The 18,634-nt window shown below is 38.2% G+C and carries 20 protein-coding genes, 1 tRNA gene, 1 pseudogene and 1 riboswitch; of the genes and pseudogenes, 10 read left to right on the forward strand and 12 right to left on the reverse strand.

Annotation, left to right across the window (positions count from 1 at the left end; translation table 11 throughout):
* On the forward strand, positions 1 to 187 hold a 187-nt coding region (locus D0469_RS21505; protein ID WP_233522942.1), incomplete at its 5' end, for a hypothetical protein.
* Positions 188 to 324: 137 nt separating this feature from the next.
* Positions 325 to 510, forward strand: a complete 186-nt coding sequence (locus tag D0469_RS04790; RefSeq protein ID WP_117325510.1) for a hypothetical protein — start codon at positions 325 to 327, stop codon at positions 508 to 510.
* A gap of 73 nt (positions 511 to 583) precedes the next feature.
* Here D0469_RS04790 and D0469_RS04795 read toward each other — a convergent pair whose 3' ends face one another.
* Entirely contained in the window at positions 584 to 1,516 is a 933-nt protein-coding gene (locus D0469_RS04795) for a DMT family transporter (protein WP_117325511.1), read from the reverse strand.
* Between the two features lie 196 nt (positions 1,517 to 1,712).
* Between D0469_RS04795 and D0469_RS04800 the strand changes: the two genes are divergently transcribed.
* Positions 1,713 to 2,417 (forward strand): MgtC/SapB family protein, encoded by a 705-nt coding sequence (locus D0469_RS04800; protein ID WP_117325512.1) that lies wholly within the window; start codon positions 1,713 to 1,715, stop codon positions 2,415 to 2,417.
* 123 nt (positions 2,418 to 2,540) lie between these two features.
* Positions 2,541 to 2,613 (forward strand) — tRNA-Ala (locus D0469_RS04805).
* An 88-nt stretch (positions 2,614 to 2,701) separates the two neighbouring features.
* Here the strand turns inward: D0469_RS04805 and D0469_RS04810 are convergent.
* Positions 2,702 to 2,950, reverse strand: coding sequence for a tyrosine-type recombinase/integrase (locus D0469_RS04810; protein ID WP_158553351.1), 249 nt, complete (start codon positions 2,948 to 2,950; stop codon positions 2,702 to 2,704).
* 175 nt (positions 2,951 to 3,125) lie between these two features.
* Between D0469_RS04810 and D0469_RS04815 the strand changes: the two genes are divergently transcribed.
* Positions 3,126 to 3,353 carry a protoglobin domain-containing protein gene (locus tag D0469_RS04815; RefSeq protein WP_407675726.1) on the forward strand — a complete coding sequence of 76 codons (228 nt, stop codon included), beginning with the start codon at positions 3,126 to 3,128 and terminating at the stop codon, positions 3,351 to 3,353.
* Positions 3,354 to 3,407: 54 nt separating this feature from the next.
* Here the strand turns inward: D0469_RS04815 and blaI are convergent, their stop codons facing one another.
* Both blaI and D0469_RS04825 read right to left on the reverse strand, forming a co-directional pair.
* Positions 3,408 to 3,791 (reverse strand): penicillinase repressor BlaI, encoded by a 384-nt coding sequence (gene blaI / locus D0469_RS04820; protein WP_117325515.1) that lies wholly within the window; start codon positions 3,789 to 3,791, stop codon positions 3,408 to 3,410.
* Positions 3,772 to 5,583, reverse strand: a complete 1,812-nt coding sequence (locus tag D0469_RS04825; protein WP_117325549.1) for a BlaR1 family beta-lactam sensor/signal transducer — start codon at positions 5,581 to 5,583, stop codon at positions 3,772 to 3,774. Before D0469_RS04825 ends, blaI begins: the two co-directional genes overlap by 20 nt.
* Positions 5,584 to 5,815: 232 nt before the next feature.
* Here D0469_RS04825 and bla point away from each other — a divergent pair, with 232 nt between their 5' ends.
* The 3 genes and pseudogenes from bla to D0469_RS21510 all read left to right on the forward strand — a co-directional run.
* On the forward strand, positions 5,816 to 6,760 hold the full coding sequence (gene bla / locus D0469_RS04830; protein ID WP_117325516.1) for a class A beta-lactamase: 945 nt from the start codon (positions 5,816 to 5,818) through the stop codon (positions 6,758 to 6,760).
* A 465-nt stretch (positions 6,761 to 7,225) separates the two neighbouring features.
* Positions 7,226 to 7,783, forward strand: coding sequence for an MEDS domain-containing protein (locus D0469_RS04835; protein WP_117325517.1), 558 nt, complete (start codon positions 7,226 to 7,228; stop codon positions 7,781 to 7,783).
* Between the two features lie 104 nt (positions 7,784 to 7,887).
* Positions 7,888 to 8,270: pseudogene (locus D0469_RS21510) on the forward strand (TrmB family transcriptional regulator); the annotation flags it as partial.
* A gap of 395 nt (positions 8,271 to 8,665) precedes the next feature.
* On the opposite strand, the gene msrB reads toward D0469_RS21510, so the two are convergent.
* Positions 8,666 to 9,652 carry a peptide-methionine (R)-S-oxide reductase MsrB gene (gene msrB, locus D0469_RS04845; protein ID WP_117325518.1) on the reverse strand — a complete coding sequence of 329 codons (987 nt, stop codon included), beginning with the start codon at positions 9,650 to 9,652 and terminating at the stop codon, positions 8,666 to 8,668.
* 294 nt (positions 9,653 to 9,946) lie between these two features.
* Positions 9,947 to 11,245: a DUF5667 domain-containing protein gene (locus D0469_RS04850; RefSeq protein ID WP_117325519.1), complete on the reverse strand. Its 1,299-nt coding sequence runs from the start codon at positions 11,243 to 11,245 to the stop codon at positions 9,947 to 9,949.
* A 540-nt stretch (positions 11,246 to 11,785) separates the two neighbouring features.
* Between D0469_RS04850 and D0469_RS04855 the strand changes: the two genes are divergently transcribed.
* Complete coding sequence (locus D0469_RS04855) at positions 11,786 to 12,295, forward strand: hypothetical protein (RefSeq protein ID WP_199478362.1); 510 nt, start codon at positions 11,786 to 11,788, stop codon at positions 12,293 to 12,295.
* A 110-nt stretch (positions 12,296 to 12,405) separates the two neighbouring features.
* Here the strand turns inward: D0469_RS04855 and D0469_RS04860 are convergent, their stop codons facing one another.
* The 6 genes from D0469_RS04860 to D0469_RS04885 form a co-directional block, all read right to left on the reverse strand.
* Positions 12,406 to 13,170 carry a TatD family hydrolase gene (locus tag D0469_RS04860; protein ID WP_117325520.1) on the reverse strand — a complete coding sequence of 255 codons (765 nt, stop codon included), beginning with the start codon at positions 13,168 to 13,170 and terminating at the stop codon, positions 12,406 to 12,408.
* A complete protein-coding gene (locus D0469_RS04865; protein WP_117325521.1) occupies positions 13,163 to 13,906 on the reverse strand; it encodes an ABC transporter ATP-binding protein in 744 nt (247 codons plus the stop codon). Before D0469_RS04865 ends, D0469_RS04860 begins: the two co-directional genes overlap by 8 nt.
* Positions 13,903 to 14,670: an ABC transporter permease gene (locus D0469_RS04870; protein ID WP_117325522.1), complete on the reverse strand. Its 768-nt coding sequence runs from the start codon at positions 14,668 to 14,670 to the stop codon at positions 13,903 to 13,905. The genes D0469_RS04865 and D0469_RS04870 overlap by 4 nt, the downstream gene beginning before the upstream one ends.
* Positions 14,670 to 14,960: a thiamine-binding protein gene (locus D0469_RS04875; protein WP_117325523.1), complete on the reverse strand. Its 291-nt coding sequence runs from the start codon at positions 14,958 to 14,960 to the stop codon at positions 14,670 to 14,672. Before D0469_RS04875 ends, D0469_RS04870 begins: the two co-directional genes overlap by 1 nt.
* Before the next feature lie 13 nt (positions 14,961 to 14,973).
* On the reverse strand, positions 14,974 to 15,984 hold the full coding sequence (locus tag D0469_RS04880) for an ABC transporter substrate-binding protein (RefSeq protein ID WP_117325524.1): 1,011 nt from the start codon (positions 15,982 to 15,984) through the stop codon (positions 14,974 to 14,976).
* 104 nt (positions 15,985 to 16,088) lie between these two features.
* Positions 16,089 to 16,199, reverse strand: a riboswitch (TPP riboswitch).
* A 56-nt stretch (positions 16,200 to 16,255) separates the two neighbouring features.
* Positions 16,256 to 17,221: a bile acid:sodium symporter family protein gene (locus D0469_RS04885; RefSeq protein ID WP_117325525.1), complete on the reverse strand. Its 966-nt coding sequence runs from the start codon at positions 17,219 to 17,221 to the stop codon at positions 16,256 to 16,258.
* Between the two features lie 288 nt (positions 17,222 to 17,509).
* Between D0469_RS04885 and D0469_RS04890 the strand changes: the two genes are divergently transcribed.
* Positions 17,510 to 18,631 (forward strand): CAP domain-containing protein, encoded by a 1,122-nt coding sequence (locus D0469_RS04890; protein WP_199478363.1) that lies wholly within the window; start codon positions 17,510 to 17,512, stop codon positions 18,629 to 18,631.
* Positions 18,632 to 18,634: the final 3 nt, after the last annotated feature.

Raw genomic sequence — 18,634 nt, forward strand, 5'->3', positions numbered from 1 at the left:
CATTAAAACGTTGGCGCTTTGTTTTGTTCAGTTTTCAAAGAGCAATAGCAATTTTACTTGCCGCGTCATTCAGAAGCGACTTTATTATCTTAACAAGTTAAAAAGAACTTGTCAACAGCAACTTTATAATATTTATCACTTGGCTGTCGCAGTTTTAACGGCAAAAATTAGTATAACACAACTTTGAAGTGTTCGCAATAAACTTTTAGGATTCACATTGAGAGAATAAAAAACAGAACATTGGCATTCCATACTTCGTAAATCAGAATATACTAGCTTTGGATTTCATATAAATGTATTAACTAAGCGATTGGAGTTGAAGTAATGGATCTTTCCTATTTGGGACTAGTTGTTTCTTTTATTATGTCGCTTTATTTATTCATTGTAGCCTTCATTGAAGCATTGAACATCAGCAATAATGAGGAAGGAAAAGTAAGAGGCGGTACTTTAATAATGAGTTTGACACTTGCCTTTGTGTTCAGCGGCTTTACTTATATCTTCAATTTTTAACAAGATGCAGGGAATTGACCGAGGTTCGAATAGCAGCTGCCAGGCAGTGAATGTTGCCCAAACCTCGGAATCATTACCTGGATCCCCTATACGATTTGTTGAAAATCGCTTCCCTCATCTTTTTCAAGCCGTTGTTTATCTCTCTCCCCCTCAGAAACAGCAAAATGCCAATTAGCACAATTAATCCTCCCGCTACTTGAGACCAAACAAGCTTTTCTTCTAATATTAAGTACGCCAGTAAAGTCGCACCGACAGGTTCAAACAAAATGACTATGGAAACTGTTGTAGCACTAATCCATTTGACCACCCAATTAAATATAGAATGTCCCAGGAGAGTCGGAAAAACCGCTAAAAGAAGAAAATAGATCCAGTCATCCAGCGGATAAGGATAAAGTGGTTCATTATTCACCAGAACATAAACAAATATGGTTGCTGTACTGACACTATAGACGAGAAAAGTATAGGTAATAAGAGAAATGCGTTTCCGGACTGTTTGGCCAAATAACAAATATGCTGTGATTAAACCGCAGGCAGCCAATGCCAGAATATCTCCGACTAAAGCTTGACCGCTTATTCTAAAATCTCCCCAGGATATAATAACGCTACCTATTATTGCGATAATTCCGCTTATAATGGCATTCATTGAAAATCTTTCATGAAAAAACAGATAAGCCCCTGCAAATGCAAATAAAGGCTGAAGCGTGACCAGTACTGTTGAGCTAGCGATAGAGGTAAATTCAAGCGATTCAAACCACAAAATAAAGTGAAACGCAAGAAATACACCTGAAACTATTGTGAATAACCAGTCCCGTTTCTGAATATGTTTCAATTCTCTTCCATACTTTATTAAAAAAACAGGCAGCATCAGTAGGACAGAAAAAAACAAGCGATAAAAAGCTATCACGCCGGACGGAGCAGTGGACAATTTAACGAAAATTGCCGAAATTGATACAGAAGCTACACCAATTGCCAGCGCTAGATAAGGATTAATGGCAGGCTTTTGCATAAATGTTCCTTTCAAAGGCGTATAGCCTTACAGCAGTACACTATCATACCCTTTTATTTAATATTGTTTACTATGAAATTTAACAATCAATAAATTTAGTATTATACTAGATAGTATACTTTTTGGGTATCAATAAAGAAAACATTTTACAACTAGAAGCTGTTTTTTACTTAATATAATCGGATGGTGAAATGTGATGGATTGGTTTTTGGATTTTCATTGGGATCTGCAAATTATTATAAAGCTTTGCATTTCAGCTGTGTTGGGGTTAATAATCGGTTTAGAACGTGAACTTAAACGAAAACCGGTCGGATTGAAAACCAGTCTTGTTATCTCGATTGTCAGTTGTTTATTGACAATTGTTTCAATTGAGTCGGCATACATGTTTCCAGGTAGTGATAAGGTGAATATCACGATGGATCCTCTGCGTCTTGCCGCACAAATCGTATCGGGTATTGGTTTTCTGGGGGCAGGCGTTATCCTCCGCCGTGGAAATGACAGCATATCCGGCCTTACAACTGCTGCGATGATCTGGGGTGCGGCAGGTATCGGAATCGCAGTTGGGGCAGGGTTTTACGTAGAAGCAATTGCTGGGGTCATTCTTTTAATAATCAGCGTTGAACTCGTGCCTCCTCTTCTTAGCATAATCGGTCCAAAGCAATTGCGGGAAAAGGAGCTGTCATTAAAGCTGATAATCCAAAATAAACTGGATATCGACAATGTCATAAAGAAAATAAATGACGAAAAGATTTCGATAAAGAATATTAGGATAAAGGATTTAGAGGACAGCCAAGCGGTTCAGCTAAAAATTATAGTCGACATAAAGCGCGAGACAACTGACGTATATTATGCTGTCTCTAATTTCAAGGAAATAAAAACTGTAGAGATAGAAAGTCTATAGAAATTTGACATTTCTTCTTAAAATAGGAATGAGGCAACTTCTTATTCCTATTTTATAAATTTTTTCGCAAAAATGATTGACTTTTATCAAGAAATCGTTAAAATAATATTTGTACCTCAACTCGGGGGCTTAGCTCAGCTGGGAGAGCGTTTGGCTGGCAGCCAAAAGGTCAGCGGTTCGATCCCGCTAGTCTCCATCTATGTAGAACCCTTGTCCAGCAAGGGTTCTTTTCTTTTATACCTCCTTCTTTTACTCCTCAAAAGGCAGAAATCATTCACAAACATTCACATTTGACCAGGATCATTCATGTTCTTTTTGTATCTTTCCATCTCATTTCCCAACTTCTGGAGGGCTTCCTGGTCCGCATTTGGCCAAAGGTGAGCGTAATACCGCAATGTTGTCTCCACATCCTTACGGCCTAATCGGGCCATTACTACTTTTAGATGCGCACCATTTCGAATCATTAGACTTGCGTGTGCATGCCGTAAATCATGAAAGGTATTCTCCGTACATTTGCTTTTTGTATTAGCCAATAAAGCTGTCTTCTCACATTGGAAGAATTGAGGAATTCTCCTGTCAGGTTCGGGAATTGCGGAAGAGTCTAGAAACAATTAAAGACTTATCCAAAACAAATAGTAAGAGATTAATTAATATCCAATTTACCTGATAAATAAACGTAAGAAGACATTTTTAATCGGGATTGAAAAAGTGTTACAGATGGCCGGTTTTACAACCTATGATCTTTCTGCAGCCCAACTTTTGCAGCCTTACGTGAAAGAGAACATAGACGGGATTGTTGAAAATTTTTATTCCAACTTAGCCCATGAACCGAGCTTGACGAAAATCATTGAAGATCACAGCTCGGTAGATCGCCTGAAAAGACACTTACTCGTCTACCGGGTCGTATTTACAGAGAAGAAAGCGATTCTTTCTTAATCTGAGCAAGAACGCGATAATTACATGAGTATAGGCCCCTCGCTTTTTTTAATATTATTGCTTTTTAGGTTTCTTATTTAAAATAAAGCGTAGTTCGTTGATATCATCATTAGATAGGGTATCTTCCTGAATGAATTGGACAAGCATGGATTTCAGGGTACCTCCATAGATACGCTTGATAAATGATTCGGTCTCGGCGCGCTGGCACTCATCCTGTGTATAGAGCGGGTAAAAGGTGTAAACTCTTAGACTTTTATTGACACCTACTACATTTTTTTGAACCAATCGATCGAGAAGCGTGCGTATAGTTTTCGGCTTCCAATCAGTACTCTCCTGTAAGGAATATATGATGTCATTCGCAGTTTGAGGGGCTTTATCCCAAAGCACGTTCATGATTTCCCATTCTGATTCTGATATACTAGGAATGTTTTTCTCCATATTTCTCCCCTCCATTTTGTTTATAGATTCCTAAATCTTTTAAAATTGATAAAGTAATTTCTACCGCCTTGCTTCCAGATGTATCATCTTCATTTTGTATATTGGTAGCAAAGAAATAAGTGTTGTTCTTCGTCTCTACATACCCGATAAACCAACCATTGATGTTTTTACCATTCACTGTTCCTGTACCTGTTTTTCCTGATAGGCGAGCTTCTTTATTCTTTTCTAATATTAGTGCTTCCTTCACAGCTCGGGTATGCATTTCCTTATATCCCAATTGATTGTTATAAAAGGCTTGCAGCAGTTGGACTTGCTCGACTGGAGAAATTTTTAATGAGGATTCGTGCCAGAAATCACCGAACCCTCCAGATACATCGGAATTTCCATAGTTTATGTCTTGTAGATTGGATTGTATTTTTTCATATCCTGTTCTACGATCTAATTCTTGAAAATACCAGTTAACAGATTTTTGTAAAGCAGATGATACATCCTGATCCATATTCCAAGCTGCAAAGGGTTGCTCTGTCCCATCCCATGAAAGGGTGGATTCTTCAGGTGATATCACATTTGATTCTAGTGCAAATAAGGCACTATAGATTTTGTATGTGGAATCAGGTGATACCCGCAACGTACTTTTCTCTTCATTATAAATGCGATATTGCTGTCCACTATGATCATATAAAATAAAGCTTCCTTCATACCCTTTAAAGAATTGATGCAAATCCTCATAAACTGTTCCGTCATTATTAAAATAGTATCGGTTGTTTTCCGGCGCAAATGCGGAAACGAAAGGTAATTGGATTGTCAAAATGATACTGGCCAACACATAAATAAAGATGCTTTTTCTTATTGATTTCTTTGCGGAATGCTTATAGGAAGAAATTTGTTCAATTCGTTTTTTGATTTGAAGCTTCGAACCGTTTAATTGTGTCACTGACTGTAGCTTACTTGACCGTTTCGAAAGATCCACAAAATTAATGATTGTATTTCCATATTCACTAAAGGAATTTTCATCTAGTAACTGTAAAACAGATGTATCACATGCGATTTCCCTATCTAATCTCATTTCTCTAAAAGCAAACCAGACAAGGGGATTAAACCAATAAATGATTTGATAAAACAATATCACGTAATTTGTCAGCAGATCCTTGTTTTTATAGTGATTCAATTCATGAAGAAAGATATACTCGTAATTTTTCAAGCTAACCCAGTTTTCATGCTGAGAAGGTAAGACGATATATGTTTTAAAAAGTCCGAATATCATTGGAGATTGGACTCTTTTTGAAATAACAATCTTTATTGATTTTTTAATCTGTAGTCTTTTCTTGCATTCTTCGAAAAGCACGAGTACTTCTTGATTGGAAAACGCAGTAGAATAATTCTTTATCCTTCTTAGTGTGAGCCATCCACGAACCATAATAAAGGTAAATAAAAGCACCCCTGACATCCATAAAGCCATCACTCCCATATTAAGTAAGGACAGGTCCGGCCGATTGACCGATACAGAAAAGTCTTGTATCAGATGTAGGCCCTGCATCATATTCGTTTCGGTTAATTCCATATTAGATCTGGGTGCATCAGTCAGATATATATCCCCACCGCTATAGAAAGAACTAAAATTATTTAAATGAGTAGGTATGAATGGAAGTGCTAAAGCCATAAAAAGAAACATCCACAAATGATAGTGCCATTTTGCTGTTAGTTGTCTTCCAAACCATTTTCGTATAAGTAGAATAACTGAAATAGAAAATGAAGACACCAATAGACCTATTATGAAATGAGTTAAAAACATGTCCTTCAAAACCAACTCCCTTGATTATTAATTTAATTAAAACTGGTGTATAGCAAATTTATAGTAGCTTGAAGGTGAAAAAATAAAGAATTGACTTTAGTTGATTACATATGTAATACTTTACTACAGATGTAATCAGACTACAAATGTAATCTTTTAAAATTCCTTGCATAAGGTTGTTTTAACAGCTCTTACATAAGAGTCTAATCATATAATTAGGAGGTTTTACATCATGAACAAAAAATGGTTTTATCAAATACTAGCACCGATAGGCTTCGTGCTTATGGTTGCAGGCTGCTCAGATGAGAAAAAACAGGTTGTACAACGATCAGAAACAATACATACGGGGGAAACTAACCAAACGTCAGAAAATATAACGGTTAAAGAAATTACAATGGAAAAATTTGAACAACTTGAGAAGCAATATGACGCGAGGCTTGGGGTCTATGCCATTGATACAGGAACAAAAGAAACCGTGGCATTTCGTGAGGATGAACGATTTGCGTATACATCTACATCCAAAGCCCTAGCCGCAGCAGTTTTATTAAAGCAAAATCCCATATCAGTGCTTGAGGAAATAAGGACATTCACCAATGAAGATATTGTTACCTATTCACCGATTACAGAAGCCTTTGTGAACAAAGGGATGAGTCTAGGAAAGATAGCTGAAGCAGCGATGCAGTTTAGTGATAATACAGCAGGAAATCTTCTGTTCGAAGAATTAGGCGGTCCAGATGGATTTGAAAAAGCGTTACGAGAAAGTGGCGATACTATCACAATGGCTGACCGTATTGAACCAGATTTGAACGAAGCTATTCCTGGAGATTCACGGGATACAAGTACCCCTAAAGCACTTGCAATTAACCTCGAGGTGTTTGGAATTAGTGAGTACCTTCCTGCCGATAAGCAAGAAATTTTCACACATTGGCTAAAAGGGAATACTACAGGTGATTCCCTCATTCGAGCTGGTGTTCCAGAAGGTTGGGAGGTTGGAGATAAGAGCGGAGCCGGCGGCTATGGAACTAGAAATGATATAGGAATTGTGTGGCCACCAAATCGAGAACCGATTATTATTGCGATCATGTCAAGTCGCAATGAAGAGAATGCAAGCTTTAATGATGAACTCATCGCAAAGGCTACAAAAGTGATTACTCAGGCGTTTTCTAACAATAAATAGATTAACATTTTAGAGAAAGAGTACGACTCTTGGGGTAAAGATCGTTTTTTACTACAAAAAAATTTGTGAAATAATATACTGAAACTAAAGGGTGCGATTCTTCAATAATGAGGGATCGCTTTTTCTATATTCAAGTAACGGGCACATTCCTTTCTTTATAGAGGGAGTTTAGTTCAATATGCAATAGAAGAGAAGGTGCTTGTTGAACTACCATGTAAATCACTCCTACTATTGAGGGGGAAACAAAAAAAGGTTTCTACCCAAAGAAATCACAGCCGAATTCTCGAATTTAAGGGAATATCTTCCTGAATAATATGAACATTTCAGAAAGTGCAGTCATGTGTACCTATCGATGGTATATTTGGGTAAATGACTGTTTGTGGAAATATATTTTTTATTCCGATATTCAATTGTCTTCAAGTTTGTTTTGTAGTGTTACAATATATTTAAAAAGGAGACCATAATGTGGAATATAATTTAAAATTATCCAATGGAGAACATATATTTTATCCCTTTGAACAAATTGACCATTATATAAAGAATGCTGTCTCTTTTATAGTCTCCGGTATTAAACAAGGAGACCATATAATATTAATCGAAAACGAAAGCATCTCCGTAAGGATATTTAATAAAATTAGATTAGTGCTTACTGCTGAAGAATTGTCTAACGCACACTATATAGACAACTTTGTTTTCTACTGTCAACACGGGGATTTTCATACGCCAACGATTGTAGCGCATTTTGAGGAATTGTTAAAACCGTTCCTTAATGAAAATTTAACGATTCGAACATGGGCTCATGTAGAATGGGGGCATCAGTTAGAAATAGAACAAAAAATAAATCAATTTGAAAAAATAGCAAATAAAAGCGTAAATGAAATGGGGTTACTATCAGTTTGCGCATATGATACAGCAACAATAACTGAATTTATAATGCAAAATTTAATGAAAAGCCATGAATTCATCATGACAGACACTGAACTTCGACCTTCCGCTTATTACATCAGAACAATTATAGTATAGTTGCTATGGTTAGTTTTGTTCTCACCTAATTCATTTTGATATTTGAAACTGACTGCCATGAACGGTGGCTTTTTTCTTGTTGAAGTAAAGGGGCAGGCTAGTTTAATGAACTAAGACAGGCAGCAAAAAGAAGGATCAATGTAACAATTATTGCTTATGGAGAAATCGCGTCTTATTTCGCTAATGTTTACCTTCATTATATGGTTATGAAATTACAGAAGAGTATGGTGGACGATGGATTGTTAATAGTGCAGATGACCAGAAGTAGTAGCAGGTATTGTGTCGCTGGGGAAAGATAGCCGTGCAGCAAGGACAAGGCATGCAGGTTTAGTAATGCAATTACAGAAGGAATGATACATGATTTGTATCTCATGGAAATTAAGGTAAAACATAGAAAACTGTTAGAGGAAAGTTTTGGGGAAACCTCGTGAATTTACGCCATAAATTCTCTATTCACCCAGACTTAAAAAAACATTATTTAAAATAAATTTGCTATTGTCTGTTTTACTCAACATAAGAAGAACAGCATTTCTCATAGAAAATAGGCTGTTCTTGTTCAACTTTCATAACCTATAACAACTCTCATGATCCACCCAGATAAAATAATCCATTCTTGCACCTTCCTGTAAAACGAAATTGAAAATGACCCACATGTTTACCAAGATGTTCACAGAAATTCACAAACTTAATTTTTTCATTTAACTTATTAACTTATTTAACTTAAGAACCTGTTAAATCAAGGTTTTGCGTACTTAATTTGCGTATTTTTTATACTAATATAGCTGGCAGCCAAAAGGTCAGCGGTTCGATCCCGCTAGTCTCCATACTAATAAAAACACGATTCCATACTTTGGACTCGTGTTTTTTTATTTCCGCAGAAACTTATTTACTTTCTTCCGTCTTTCGTTTGATTCTGAATAAAATTAAAATATCTCCGTACCCTTCCTCCTCCATTTTTTCTTTAGGAATAAACCGCAAAGCCGCCGAATTAATACAGTAGCGTAGTCCGTTTGCACCAGGCCCATCAGCAAAGACATGACCAAGGTGGGAATCCGCTTCTCGGCTTCTTACTTCCGTTCGCGTCATTCGATGGCTTAAATCAACTTTCTCCTTTACACTTGCCGACATAATTGGTTTAGTAAAACTTGGCCAACCGCAGCCGCTATCATATTTATCCTGGGAGCTGAACAATGGTTCCCCTGAAACGATATCTACATAAATCCCTTCCTGTTCATTATCATAATATTGATTCTGAAAGGGAGGCTCCGTTCCATTTTCTTGGGTAACATAAAATTGTATATCTGTAAGCTTTTCTTTTAGTTGCGAATTGTCTTTTGGCCAATGTTCTTTCAGGAAGTCCTCGCGTCCCGATCCTCTTTGGTACAGAGCATAACGGAAGGCATTCTTTTTATAAAAATCTTGATGGAATTCTTCAGCACGGTAAAAGGTGCCTGCCGGCAATATTTCCGTCACTATCGGTTTTCTAAATCGACCGGTCTCCGCAAGATATCTTTTAGAGGCTTCCGCTTCTTGTTTCTGTTTTTGGCTGTGGTAAAAAATCGCAGTTCGATATGATTCACCCCGATCAGAAAACTGGCCTCCTTCATCTGTCGGGTCAATGGTGCTCCAATAGGTTTGAAGTAATTCCTGATAAGAGATTACAGAAGGATTAAACGTAATTTGGACAGCCTCATAATGACCGGTTGTTCCAGAACAAACCTCCTTATATGTTGGGTACTCATTATGCCCTCCTGTATATCCAGAAACCACCTCTATGACGCCCTCCCTTGTATCAAAAGGGGATACCATGCACCAAAAACAGCCTCCTGCGAAGGCAGCTTTTTCAATAGTTTCATTAGATTCTGCCATGCAAGACAACCTCCTTTCATAAAAGCTCTCTGTCTTTATATTCCCATTATTTTATATCCAAAAAATAAAAAAGGGAAATGGTTTTATACATTGAACATCCAACAATACTTTAAAAGTATGGTGTAAAAATCCTCTCCATTTATGTCTTTTGCCCATCACCACTTGTTTCCATGCTATCGGTCTAGGCTATAAGTCCAGGAGATGAACATATAAAAACCCACGGAGAAAATGAAATTTCCCGTGGGCTTCTTAATTTTTTAGCTATTGCGATTGCCTCGCCGAATAGTTTAAAAATCACTCTTTATCTTTGCCTTCTTTTTCTTTACCGACCTTAACTGTTGCCTTTATTTCTGTTTTTACTTGCTGTTTGCTTGCATCATGAAGTTCCTTTAATTCTTTCTTTGCCTCTTGATGTTTTTCTTTGACAGTCTGCTTTGCTGCTTCACGTGTTTGCTTTACTGCTTCACGTTGTTGTTTTACTTCTGCTTTTGCTGCTGATTGTTGTTGTTTTACTTCTGCTTTTGCTGTTGCACGAGCCTGCTTTACTTCAGCTTTTGCAGCTGTACGAGCTTGTTTAACTTCTGATTTCGCCGCTTGTTGTTGCTTTGCTTCTGCTTCTTCTTTTTGATCTTGTTCAGGCTGGATTACTTTAGGTTTTTCAGGCAGAACAATTACTGGAGGCACTGAAACATTAGCCTCTGTCTCCGTTACATCAGCCGTTGGAGTTTGAGAACCATCTGTTTTTGTTGCTGGGACAGTTGAACCTTCTGTCGCTACTAAACTTATTGCCGCTGTACCGCCAATAGCGGTTTCTTCCGTTTGTTCATTTTCTTTGCCTTCTTTAGCAAGTGTACTTTCGATTTTTTCTAACTTTTTAGCAAGCTTGGCGTAACTTTTTTCAATGTTCTTTTTCAATGCGGCTTTAGCAGTAGGGTTTTTTACTTTTTCCAATGCTGCCTTTAAAGCGATAATATTTTGAGAGAGCTTATTCTCCACTTCCTCAAGTTTTGTATCTTCTGTTTCTTTATCTTCTATTTCAGTTTTATCATCAGTAGACTTTTCTGTTTCACTCTCTTTAGAATCTTGATCTTTGGTTTCAGTTTCTTTCTCTGATCCTTCTTCTACAATCTTGCCTGCATTCTCCATAAACGCAGTAGCTTTTTTAATAGCATTTAATGCTTCTTCTTCTTTTCCAGCATCAAATAATGCTTCTGCTTCAGCAAGTCGCTCTGAAGCGTAGGAAGCAAGCAATTCAGCTTCTTTCACTTTGTCAAACGTCAATGCTAACTTTATTTTCTCTAATGATGTTTTTGTAAAATAAAAGAAGTCGCCAGGCAATGAAGTTGGATTTTCTTTTTTGATTTCTTCTAATTTAGTTTCAGCTTCTTTCAGTGTTTCTTCTGTATTAACGTCTGCACCTGATGTATTTTGTGTATTTACTTCAGTCTTTAATTCAACCGATGCAGCTTGGTCTGCCGACTTAAGCTCATCAGCAAAAGCAGCAGTTGCTGAGAACGTAAATGTTCCTGCGATTACCATGGCTAACGCACTTTTTGCAATCTTGTTCATTTCTTTAGTTGATAGAATTTTCATAATATATTTCACCTCTAGTTTTATTAAGCGGCCCGCTTTTTCGTAATAGTTTACGATTAGTTTTAATAGGGTTATGGGGGTGAATTTTGTTAATAGTACTATTAACCTAAATAATAGAGTTTAAAATAGATTTTTTCCATTTTTAAAAAGGAATAAAGGCCCTTTTCGACTATTAAGTTAGTGCAATTGCCCAGGTTAAAGGAAGAATCGCTAAGATTACCACATCCTCACCACCCTGAATTCTGATGTAACAAGTTAAAAATTATCCAGCTGCTCAAACGAAAAGTCGCAGGTTTTCTAGCGGAACGGGTTAAAAAAGAATGGTGACTGATTTTATGCCTACCGTCTATTTTTTCGTATACAAATATTTTCCTTGTGAAGCTCTAACTTACCTACAGGCCACGGCAGTAATTCAATTCAACCTTACAAAAAAGTCGAAAAAATTGAAAAATATTTCTAGTTATGAGAAACATTCGGGGGGTATCAGAATGAACGGGACAGGTACAGCTTGACTCATTCCTCTTTAAAGGAGATTATTTTATGTTTGGAATATCAGATGTATTTAAATTTCTTATTTCATTTTTCATAATCTTTCCGATTGTTACCTTTATACACTTGAGCGGCCATATCTTTTTTGTAACTATCTTCGGAGGAACTCAGAAAAAGATTGTTATAGGTTGCGGGAATAAACTTTTTTCGTTTTTCCAAGTGGAAGTGAGAAAGTACTATTTTTGGAACGGAGCCTGTGAGTTTAAATCGATTAAGTATGATAATCGCATAACAAACACTTTGATTTATCTTGGCGGTGCGTTATTCAATGTTACGAGCATATTTTTAATAAATGGTCTTGTATTTCTTGGCATGATGAATAAGTCTGTGATTGTTTATCAATTTATTTACTTTTCCTTCTATGTGCTGTTTTTCTCATTATTTCCCATGCACTTTGCTGACGGGACTCCCAGCGATGGCAAGGCGGCCATTCTCTCTTTAAAGAATCATTATAATGATAAAATTACTGGAGATATCACTTTAAGGAAAGAGAATGACTAGAAACAAATTATGAATAGAGCCCCCAAAAAACCGTCCGGAGTCCCCCGGACGGTTTAATGATTACATTTAATTGACATTAGGTATGTTTACTGGATTTATTTTTGTATAAGCTAAAGCGCATAAAGCAGCCTTGTATTTATATTAAGCTGCTTTTCAGCCTGATCTATGGAAACCCCCTTGATCTGGGCTATCACTTTTGCCGACTCTTTTATCATGTACGGATGTGTCATTTGACCCTTAAATGGCCCTTCAAATGGCCAGGGCCCGTCTGTTTCCACCATCAGCTGTTCAATTGGGAACCTTTCTGCCAGCGTTTGAATTTCTTTCTCATACACGATGTCAGGTGTTACAGAAATAAAGTAGCCATTTTGGGCTATTCTTTCGGTTGTCACTAAATCACCTTTAAACCAATGAAAATGAGCTCTACTGATAGAGTGCTTTTCAAGAAGGTCGCAAACTACAGGTGCATCCTCATAGACTGCATGCAGAACAATTGGCATATCTAGCTCCTTTGCCAGCTTCACAAAATTTTCTAGCAGTTCGATATAGCCCTCCAAAGGAATGTTGTATTTTTTTCTTGAATAATAAGGTAACCCTACTTCTCCGACTGCTATCATTTTTTCATGGTTATGGTGTATCCAACGAAAAAGCTTCTGCACTTCCGCTTCATCCAGGAGCGGCTGTTCCGGATGGTAGCCGAATGCCGGTTTTACTTTTTTGTATGTGCCGGCTAGTTCGAGATTCCTTTTACAGGAATTTAGGTCAAATGAGACAGAAATAAGTGCTTCAATTGCCTCAACTCCTTTCATAATCAAACCGATTTCTTGCGCATTATATAGATCGAGATGGATATGCGAGTCAATCAGCTTATTCATTCGGTCCACCTGTAAGGGCATAATGAATTTTCCTTTTCCACTTTAAAAAATCATCCGTCAGCAATAGACTTTCATTTCTTGGCCTTAAATAAGGAACGTTAAATTCTGCTTTGACCTTCGCAGGCTTTTCTGAAAGGACTATTATCCGATCAGAAAGGAATAAGGCTTCTTCAATATTGTGGGTAATAAACAATACTGTACGCCGGTATTCTTCCCAGATGGATAAAAGCCATTTCTGCATCTCCAGCCTTGTTAGTTCATCCAGGGCCGAAAATGGTTCATCGAGGCAAATCATTGATTGTGGGCTAAGCAGGGCACGAATAAAAGCAGCTCTTTGTTTCATCCCCCCCGAAAGCTCATTTGGAAACGCTTTTTCGTAAGCCTCCAGGCCGGCTTTTTTCAACATGTCCATTGCTCTTTCAGGATCCTTCTTCCCGTGGAGTTCCTGACCAAGCAGGACATTCTGCAGTATATTTTTCCAGGGCAGAAGTGAAGGTGTTTGGGGCATGTAACTTATAAACCCCCTTTTCCCATTTATTTCCTTCCCCATAAGCTGGATAGATCCGTTATCAGGTGCCAGAATTCCGCCAATCAAATGAAAAATAGTGCTTTTTCCGGTGCCGGATGGCCCTAGTATTGAAACAAACTCACCTTCTTCAATGGTTAAATCAAATTCTCTCAAGACAACATTGCCGCTAAATTGTTTCGAAAGCTTAGTAATTTGCAAATGGCTCACTGTTTTTCACTCCTTTCATTTGTCCAGCGGACTAACCGGCGTTCTGCCAGCATGATGACTGCAAAGAATAATAAGCTAAGAAGCATGATTGCAAAAATAGCAACAAACACCCTGTCAGTCCTGAATGAGGAGGAAGCAAGTGTCATATAAACACCAATCCCTTCCTTTGCCCCGAGCCATTCAGAGATAACTGCTCCCATGACACTATAGGTTGCAGAAATTTTCAAACCTGAAAAAACAGATGGCAATGAATAGGGCAGCTCCAATTTCCAAAAAAGCTGGCCCCTCGTAGCACCTGCCATAATCATATAATGCTTCAGTTCAGGGGCAGTCTGCTTGAAACCATCCAAAGCAGCTACAGTAATCGGAAAAAAGCATACTAATGTAATAACAATCAGCTTAGGCAATAGCCCAAAGCCAAACCAAATAACTAACAGCGGGGCAAGAACGATTATTGGTATGTTTTGAGATAAAATTAACAAAGGATAAATCGCTTCTCTTATGGTCGGTAAAAGATGCAGGACAATGGCTGTTAAAAGTCCGATGCTTGAACCTATAAAAAACCCAAGCATGGCAAGTTTCACCGTTGAAACTAAATGTGGCGAGAAGCCCGCCCAGCCTGCATACGCTTCTGAACCGATATGGATCGGGGCAGGAAGCAGCCATTCCGGAACGCCTGCAGTTTTAACGCTTATTTCCCATACAATGAATAAAAGGAGGAGAACCGCGAACGGTCTCCATCCTTTCAGTAACTTTATACCCATTATCGATACTTCTCCGTCAGCTGCCCCATAGAGATGCCATCTGGCTGGTAGAGGATTTTCACTTGAGATATCACATTAATGCTGCCCATTTCGACCATTCTTTGATTCATTTCAGAAATAATCCGAATTAATTCCTCAAGTTCCCCTTCCATTGTTGTTTCCAGCGGATGAACTTCATATTTCACCCCGGAATTCGCTATAACTGCTATCGCTTCATCAACGTATGGAAGGACACTCTCACCATTTTGGGTCTTGGGGATAATTTGAATGCTTACCAATGAATTAGCCATCATTATGACCTCCCTATTTCTCAGGTAAAAATTCGTTTGTGAATGCTTTTTTGGCATCTAATTGTTTATCGAGAAGTCCATTATCATGCATCCAGGTTGCATAATTGTCCCAAACCTCGAGCTTTTGCTCACCCCATCTGGAAGCATCATCCTGGTACTTTGGAGACAGCCACTCCTGGCTCCTTTTAACTAGTTCGGCATCCAGGTCAGGAACGGCCTCTAATAGAATGTCTGCTGAATCTGCCGGGTTGTCTATCGCATATTGATACCCTTTTGAAACAGCTGTAACAAACGATTTGATAGTATCAGGATTTTCCGCGATCATTTTTTCATTTGTAGTGATAACTGGCGTATAGTAATCCAGCTTTTGAGAGTAATCCGTCAGGTTAACCATGTTGATTTTTTCCCCTCGTATTTCTGCTTGAACACCAGTCCATCCATAATAAATCCATGCAAAGTCAATATCCCTCTTAACAGCTGTGAAAAAATCGGCATCTCCCATATTGATGAATGACACTTTATTTATATCAGCACCTTGTTGCTTCATTAACGATTCAATAACTGATTTCTCTACAGGAGAACCCCAGCCTCCATAGGTTTTACCCTCAAAGTCTTTTGGGGTTTTAATGTCTTTTGCTGCTGGCGAGGCAAAGCCGGAAGTATTGTGTTGGATGACAGCTGCCACTGAGACAAGGGGAACTCCCTGGACGCGCGCTTGGGTTACACCTTCCTGGTAGCCCACCCCAAACTCGGATTTTCCTGATGCAACGAGTTGGCTTGCATCCGATTCACCAGGCATAATAATCTCCACATCAAGCCCTTCTTCTTTAAAATATCCTTTTTCCTTTGCAACATATAAACCGGTATGGTTTGTGTTGGGTGTCCAATCAAGGACAATAGAAACTTTTTGCAATGATTCCTTGTCTTTTTCCTCTTTTTCTGTTGACACAGCTTTGTCTTCCTGATTGCCACATCCTGCGAGCAAAAGCATCAAACCAAAAATCAAAATAAACGCTTTTTTCATGATTATCCTCCTTGTATGTCGGGTAAGAATACTAAAGTCAGGGGCATAACAAAAAGCGCCCAGGCATTGAACCCAGGGCGCATATTGACAAACAATATAATTCTATCGTTTTAGAATATGTTCCCTCCGCTGGTCTCAACCAGATCAGGTTCAAAGAGTTAGCATCTTAAGGATGCAATCTCAACCGGCAAACACCGGTCCCCCTACTTATTCCTACCTATTCAGTTATCTTCCAATTTTTATTATAACAGATAGTTTCTATTTGACTACTTTATTTAGCGATAGATTGGTTAGTATCTCTTGCAGCTTTTTCATCCCGCATCCTGCTGAATATGGTTGCCAGAATCGGACCGGAAATATTATGCCAGACACTGAAGATGGCGCTTGGCACGGCAGCTAGCGGCGAGAAATGTGCGGTTGCAAGTGCGGCTCCCAAACCGGAATTTTGCATACCGACCTCGATAGATACGGCTTTTTTCTTGGATAAGTTCATACCAAAGAGTTTCCCAAAACCGTAACCCAATAGGTAACCAAGAACGTTATGAAGAATAACGACAGCAAAAATCGTTAATCCTGTTTTAGCGATTTGTTCCTGGCTTCCAGAAACAACAGCCGCGACGATAGCGACAATGGCAACTACAGAGACAAGCGGAAGCACTTTTACACTTGCCTGGGCTTGTTTATTGAAAAATCTTTTAACTATTAAACCCAATAAGATAGGAAGAATCACAATTTTAACGATCGACATGAACAGACCTGCCGGATCCACGGCAATCCATTGGCTTGCGAGCAATAAAATCAGGGCAGGAGTTACAATCGGCGCAAGAATGGTAGTTACCGAAGTGATGGTAACCGATAACGCCACATCGCCTTTAGCAAGGAATGTCATAACGTTAGAAGATGTTCCGCCAGGACAGCATCCAACTAGAATGACCCCGACTGCAATTTCAGGAGGAAGCTGAAGGGCATTCGCCAGTAAAAAAGCTAATGAAGGCATAATTAAAAATTGACCAACGACACCAATTGCGACCTCTTTCGGACGCGTTAGCACTTCTTTAAAGTCTCCAGCGGAAAGGGTAAGCCCCATTCCGAACATGATGATTCCCAATAATGGAACAATATAAGGCCCTATCCATGTAAATGTGGATGGTGAAAAAAAGGCAAGGGCAGCAAATAAAAGCACCCAGATGGCAAAAGTATTGCCGACAAATTGACTGATACGTTCTAAAGTTTTCATGAGGCACCTCTGTAGTGTTTTATAATAAAAAACATAATGGTAGTAATTATATGTGAAGATTCTAACAAACACAATAGTTAGAATCTTTGTTTTATCAAAAAATTTTATGCTATGGATGTTACTTTGTTTTAAGTTATTTATCTTTGAGTACCGATCCGTGGACTCTTTTTAATCAGAGTTTTACAATAAATGTTATGCTTAAAGACTTTTACAGACTTATTTAAAGGCTGATGCCTTTATTAATTCTATAATTTGGAAATAATGAATAACGAATCGGGGGGTGAATAGTTGAGGCGGTTACTCTTTTGGTTAACAGTGATTGGTCTAATATGGTATGTTTTCACAAAACCTGAGTATAAACCAGTATTGAATGAGATAAAATCTGATATCCAAACCTTTATAGAAGATACAGATTTTTCAGCTGTGGCAGAATCCTTGAACATAGGAATTAATCAGCTTGCAATTCAGCTGGAGCAATTAATAGATGATATTCCCGAAAAGCAGGGACAATTGTCCTCCGAGAAATCGGAAAAGCCTGACTTGAAAGCACCAATCAAGCAGACATTTTCCGTTTATAATATTGAAATTGGCGACCCTCGATCGAAGGTTGAGCAGCAGCTGGGTCCACCGCAAAGGACATCTATGAATGAATATGGTATCGAATGGCATGCGTACCATAAAAACTACCAAAACTTTATGATGATAGCATATAATAGAAATGATAATGTGACGGGATTATACACAAACCAGGATTTGATTGCATCAGCAAAAGGGCTGAAATTGGGGAGTCCCCGGCAAACAGTACTAGATCAGCTGGGCGAGCCTTTATCGAAGATCCGCAAAGGACTTGTCTATTATCAATTTGAAAAACAGCGTGACTATGATTTATTCCAGCAGAATGACAGCTATATAACCGTCTTTTATGATAAGCATCAAAAAAACACGGTAACTTCCATTCAGATAGTTAGTGAAGACCTTGAACAGCAAAAGCGTGAATTTTATACACCGGCAAATAACGCTATAAAGCAAGGTTTCGAATATCAATTGTTTGATCTTACAAATGCTTCCAGAGTTCAGCATGGCCTGCCGATCCTGATTTGGAATGAACATGTTAAAGAAACAGCCTGGAACCACAGCAGTGATATGGCAAATAACAATTTTTTTAGCCATACCAATCTGGAAGGACAATCACCTTTTGATCGAATGAAAGCAGATGATATTATCTTTTCTGTTGCAGGCGAAAATCTTGCATATGGCCAGTTCAGCAGCATTTTTGCACATGAAGGTCTGATGAATTCCCTCGGGCACAGGGAAAACATTTTAAATATGGATTTTGAATTTTTAGGTGTAGGAGTAGCCTTTAACTCTGAATCTCATCCTTATTATACGGAAAATTTCTTCAGTAACTAACAA

The sequence above is a fragment of the Peribacillus saganii genome (assembly GCF_003429095.1).
GTDB lineage: Bacteria > Bacillota > Bacilli > Bacillales > DSM-1321 > Peribacillus > Peribacillus saganii.

What these genes read in the sequence shown, in the direction of transcription:
- D0469_RS04790 (WP_117325510.1), top strand. Translation starts at nt 325, where the DNA reads ATGGATCTTTCCTATTTGGGACTAGTTGTTTCTTTTATTATGTCGCTT.
- D0469_RS04795 (WP_117325511.1), bottom strand. Translation starts at nt 1,516, where the DNA reads ATGCAAAAGCCTGCCATTAATCCTTATCTAGCGCTGGCAATTGGTGTA.
- D0469_RS04800 (WP_117325512.1), top strand. Translation starts at nt 1,713, where the DNA reads ATGGATTGGTTTTTGGATTTTCATTGGGATCTGCAAATTATTATAAAG.
- blaI (WP_117325515.1), bottom strand. Translation starts at nt 3,791, where the DNA reads ATGGAGAAAAACATTCCTAGTATATCAGAATCAGAATGGGAAATCATG.
- D0469_RS04825 (WP_117325549.1), bottom strand. Translation starts at nt 5,583, where the DNA reads ATGTTTTTAACTCATTTCATAATAGGTCTATTGGTGTCTTCATTTTCT.
- bla (WP_117325516.1), top strand. Translation starts at nt 5,816, where the DNA reads ATGAACAAAAAATGGTTTTATCAAATACTAGCACCGATAGGCTTCGTG.
- msrB (WP_117325518.1), bottom strand. Translation starts at nt 9,652, where the DNA reads ATGGCAGAATCTAATGAAACTATTGAAAAAGCTGCCTTCGCAGGAGGC.
- D0469_RS04850 (WP_117325519.1), bottom strand. Translation starts at nt 11,245, where the DNA reads ATGAAAATTCTATCAACTAAAGAAATGAACAAGATTGCAAAAAGTGCG.
- D0469_RS04855 (WP_199478362.1), top strand. Translation starts at nt 11,786, where the DNA reads ATGTTTGGAATATCAGATGTATTTAAATTTCTTATTTCATTTTTCATA.
- D0469_RS04860 (WP_117325520.1), bottom strand. Translation starts at nt 13,170, where the DNA reads ATGAATAAGCTGATTGACTCGCATATCCATCTCGATCTATATAATGCG.
- D0469_RS04870 (WP_117325522.1), bottom strand. Translation starts at nt 14,670, where the DNA reads ATGGGTATAAAGTTACTGAAAGGATGGAGACCGTTCGCGGTTCTCCTC.
- D0469_RS04875 (WP_117325523.1), bottom strand. Translation starts at nt 14,960, where the DNA reads ATGGCTAATTCATTGGTAAGCATTCAAATTATCCCCAAGACCCAAAAT.
- D0469_RS04880 (WP_117325524.1), bottom strand. Translation starts at nt 15,984, where the DNA reads ATGAAAAAAGCGTTTATTTTGATTTTTGGTTTGATGCTTTTGCTCGCA.
- D0469_RS04885 (WP_117325525.1), bottom strand. Translation starts at nt 17,221, where the DNA reads ATGAAAACTTTAGAACGTATCAGTCAATTTGTCGGCAATACTTTTGCC.